4 protein-coding genes are annotated in these 3064 nt (G+C 35.8%); 1 reads left to right on the top strand and 3 read right to left on the bottom strand.

The features are described 5' to 3' along the window. Nucleotides 1-183 precede the first annotated feature (183 nt). Entirely contained in the window at nucleotides 184-414 is a 231-nt protein-coding gene (locus CXF78_RS18455) for a hypothetical protein (protein WP_011636219.1), read from the bottom strand. Nucleotides 415-723: 309 nt separating this feature from the next. Beyond that, nucleotides 724-936, bottom strand: coding sequence for a transcription antiterminator/RNA stability regulator CspE (locus CXF78_RS18450; protein ID WP_011636218.1), 213 nt, complete (start codon nucleotides 934-936; stop codon nucleotides 724-726). A gap of 837 nt (nucleotides 937-1773) precedes the next feature. Here CXF78_RS18450 and CXF78_RS18445 point away from each other — a divergent pair. Next, complete coding sequence (locus CXF78_RS18445; protein ID WP_011636217.1) at nucleotides 1774-2349, top strand: porin family protein; 576 nt, start codon at nucleotides 1774-1776, stop codon at nucleotides 2347-2349. Nucleotides 2350-2693: 344 nt separating this feature from the next. Here CXF78_RS18445 and CXF78_RS18440 read toward each other — a convergent pair whose 3' ends face one another. Beyond that, nucleotides 2694-3062 (bottom strand): ribosome recycling factor family protein, encoded by a 369-nt coding sequence (locus tag CXF78_RS18440; RefSeq protein ID WP_257984944.1) that lies wholly within the window; start codon nucleotides 3060-3062, stop codon nucleotides 2694-2696. Nucleotides 3063-3064 lie beyond the last annotated feature (2 nt).

The raw sequence follows: 3064 nt of genomic DNA, 5'->3' as shown, positions 1-3064 counted from the left end.
GTTTACTAACTTAGGCTTTTGCAAAAATAAATTGGTCAAGATAAAAGGTGGTAGAAGAAATTATCATCATTAAAAATTATTTCAAGCAGGTAAAATCAGGGAGATAAAAATTGATATTTGAAATAAAAATGTAGGCAGTGTAAACATTTACAGTCAACTTATAACGAACCGACTAAAATTAAGTCATGTGGTTTTTTCTACTTCACGCTTAACCAGTATAAAAGTCAGGTACATTTTTGTTGGTAGCGACAACGCCATGCCAAAAGCCACACACATAGCACTAATAATGATTCCATTAACCCCCATCGTTGCAATCGTTTCGCTGAAATTATGACAATAAATGCCTAATAAAATTAAGCTAATCCCTATCGAGATACAGATTTTTAAAATCAAGATGAGTTTGTTATCTGACATTATGGCCCCGTAATCATCAGTATGATGTACAGCTAATATAATGAATCGATTTACGATTAATAGCGTTGATTCAGATCAAAGTAGAAAGAGGGTTTTTGAGAAATCAGTAAATTATTAAGTGAGTGCTGGGTTCTGCTCGTGTTAAGGATGCTGATTAACAAGCAGTAGATAAATATTAAACCAATTTTAAAGTTATTATACGGCCAAAATGAAGTGCCTATACACGCTAACAATATAAATGGTTAAATTGCAGGCATAAAAAAACGCAAACAGTCGTTAAACCGTTTGCGTTATTCTTATAACGTCGAGTTACACAGCTACTACGTTAGCAGCTTGTGGGCCTTTTTGGCCTTGCTCAACATCAAAAGAAACTTTCTGGCCTTCAGCAAGAGTCTTGAAACCCTCTGAAGTGATTGAACGGAAATGAACGAACACGTCAGCGCCGCCGTTATCAGGAGTGATAAAACCAAAACCTTTATCTTCGTTAAACCATTTTACTAAACCAGTTGTTTTGTTAGACATGATGTGTCCCTTATATATTAAAATTAATCAATCTGTCGCGAAAATGCGATGCGCTCAAGCTTGAATTATTGAATGTCACGATGAAGCTAAGGGAAACACAGAGGATAACAACGATAACGAAGAGATTCTAAGGCTTTTCTTTTACTTGATGTTCATTAATAACTCTGAATGTCAGAGCAAGACGTATAATACACGAATATCTAAGCTTGTAAATATTTTTATTGAATAAATATAAATAATATCTAAAACCACTTGGTTAGCAGCATTGTCACCAGCAACCTTAATGTACAATATTAGCCACTAGATTAGCTACTAGATTAGCTACTAAGCCTGTCATAGTCGTTAACCAAAAACCGATATGAAATTAGGTTCACGATCCTACCGTGTTGATAATCCGGTTACTCGACTTGTTACTGTATAGTTATTATTCTTACTTAATGGTTGTACTTTAACGCTATCGGACAAACCTACACTTTAAAAAGCTAAATCAACATAGCAAGTTTATGACCAAGATTTTATCTTTCCTAGAAAGTAGACAATAAAAAATAAACCGTAACATATTGATAACAATATATTTTCAATATGAAAAAATTACAATTTAATCAGAAAAAAATACCGTTTTACATTATTACTGTCTCATTAAGCGGGTGCAAAAATAAGCCATTTCACTTGAGATCTAATCACAGGCCACCTTCCCCCGCCAAAACACAAAACGTAAACCATTGATATTAAGTATTAAATTTAAATACCGATAATTAATTCTCTGTTACTTTTATAACGTTGGCATCCGTTTTGTAAGTAGTTAGATGTATTTACGTAATTAACTAGGAGTACCTTATGAAAAATACAATTCTTACTTTAGCTGGACTTATTTCGTTAGCCTCTTTTAGTACTTATTCTCACGCTGATGACTTCAAGAAAGACGTAGCTGAAAATGGCGTTTATGTCGGCGCTAATTATGGTTACCTAAAAGTTGATGGCGAAGATGACTTTGATGACGACAATGATGTTCTCCAGGGCCTAGTCGGTTATCGCTTCAACAAATACTTAGCTCTAGAAGGTAGCTATATTGATTTTGGTAGTTACGGCAACAACTTATCTAGTGCTGAAACAGATGGTTATACCGCAGGTCTAAAAGTGACATTGCCCATTGCTGAGCGAATAGAGTTATATGCCAAAGGTGGTCAGTTATGGTATTCAACAGATTATGACGTAGTCGGGTTTTCTGGCAATAAAGATGATGAAGGTGTGTTTGCCGGTGCAGGTGTAGCGTTTAAGGTAACAGATCGTTTTCTAATTAATGCAGAGTACACTTGGTATGATGCAGAAATTAACTTAGATAATGTATCTAACGGTTCCGACACAGAAACAGACTTTAAACAGGCTAGTATCGGTGTTGAATATCGTTTCTAGTGATTAAGTAGAGTGCTTAAATTAACTAGTTAAAAAATAAAATCCAGAAGGGTGTAATGCAATTTGTGTTACACCCTTATTTCATACCTATAATTCTCAGATCCGCATTAAACCGATTAACCTTCACCCAAGAGCAAGTGATATGAACATCGCTCTTGTGTCTGCGATTTGTGTCAATAAAACAATTGATGACTTAGGTTGCTTATCTTTAACTCTGTTTATTCACTGCGATGTAAATTTACATACTGAGCTTGTGGCTCAAAACAACAAGCGTTGTATTTTGTATCACCCCGGAGTATTGCGATCCTGTAGCATAAAAAAATAAAAAGCACACTTTGAAATAATCAAAAATCGACGTTAAAACGAGCCACTCGCGCCTCAGTTAACGTACATTGGGTAAGTTGGATTAATTCCCCCAAGGTGATACCTGGTGTTTGTTTAATTAAGCGGACAAGTTTTTCGTCTAGTGGCTCTAACTTATCTGCATGGCCAAGAAGCGCAGTCTCAATCTTTTGAATAAGATAACGAAAATTATCATCACTTTGTGCTTTTAACTGTTCAGTAAACGACTGAATATTAACCGCCTCACCGATAATGCCCCAATTCCGAGATCGACGCACACGCTTTAGCTCGCAGTCATATTGCAGCGCAATGATTTTTGCCTGCTTGGCTTTCTCCCCACCGATTCGATGAATAAGCGATGGGAGTGGAATGG

It is taken from the genome of Shewanella sp. 11B5, assembly GCF_002836795.1.
Taxonomy (GTDB): Bacteria; Pseudomonadota; Gammaproteobacteria; order Enterobacterales; family Shewanellaceae; genus Shewanella; species Shewanella frigidimarina.
The sequence above is the reverse complement of the archived record's forward strand: the minus strand, read 5'-3'. Positions and strand labels throughout refer to the sequence as shown.

Coding starts and splice junctions, on each gene's coding strand:
- CXF78_RS18455 (WP_011636219.1), bottom strand. CDS start 414: ATGTCAGATAACAAACTCATCTTGATTTTAAAAATCTGTATCTCGATA.
- CXF78_RS18450 (WP_011636218.1), bottom strand. CDS start 936: ATGTCTAACAAAACAACTGGTTTAGTAAAATGGTTTAACGAAGATAAA.
- CXF78_RS18445 (WP_011636217.1), top strand. CDS start 1,774: ATGAAAAATACAATTCTTACTTTAGCTGGACTTATTTCGTTAGCCTCT.